At 63.9% G+C, this 690-nt stretch carries 2 protein-coding genes; one reads left to right on the top strand and one right to left on the bottom strand.

All coding sequences use genetic code 11. From position 1 onward, the window contains the following. The coding region (locus BN1127_RS22770) for a dicarboxylate/amino acid:cation symporter (RefSeq protein ID WP_042649274.1) at positions 1–365 on the top strand (365 nt) is incomplete at its 5' end. Positions 366–421: 56 nt separating this feature from the next. Here BN1127_RS22770 and BN1127_RS09585 read toward each other — a convergent pair. Then, positions 422–690, bottom strand: a 269-nt coding sequence (locus BN1127_RS09585) for a methyltransferase family protein (protein ID WP_042649273.1), incomplete at its 5' end; no start/stop codon positions are given.

Raw genomic sequence — 690 nt, 5'->3', positions numbered from 1 at the left:
ACTCCTTCAACCTGGATGGCTCCATGATGTACTGCACCTTCGCAGTGATGTTCATCGCTCAGGCCTATGGCATCGAGCTCTCCATGGCCCAGCAGATCACCATGCTGCTACTGCTGATGGTCACCTCCAAGGGGATGGCCGGGGTGCCGCGTGCCTCCCTGGTGGTCATCGCCGCCACCCTGAACCAGTTCCAGATTCCGGAGGCCGGCATCCTCTTGCTGCTCGGCATCGATCACTTCCTCGACATGGGTCGCTCCGCCACCAACGTGCTGGGCAACGCCATCGCCGCCAGCGTGGTGGCCAAGACGGAAGACAGCCTGGGAGAGACTGCGCCCCTGGGCGAGACTGACCTCGCCAAGGTTTAAGGTTCTCCGTTACTCGACAAGAGGCCCGCAACTGCGGGCCTCTTGTCGTTTGGCTGTCAGCACCAGCGCCTCACACGGCGGCAGTATTGCACATAGGGGATACCGAAACGGGCGCGCAGGGCCCGCTCCTCCGGCAGGATCTGGAAGCGGGTGAGCCAACCCAGCAACAGCAGCGGGCCGAACCAGACCCAGGGGCCCCCGAGATAGCAGGCCAGCGCCAGCAACCAGCACAGCAGCCCCAGATACATGGGGTTGCGGCTGATGCGATAGACCCCCTGAGTCACCAGCACCCGGCTCTGCTGCAGGCGGATCGGATGGACGCTGG

The organism is Aeromonas media, assembly GCF_000819985.1.
GTDB classification, from domain to species: Bacteria; Pseudomonadota; Gammaproteobacteria; order Enterobacterales; family Aeromonadaceae; genus Aeromonas; species Aeromonas media.
The sequence above is the reverse complement of the archived record's forward strand: the minus strand, read 5'-3'. Positions and strand labels throughout refer to the sequence as shown.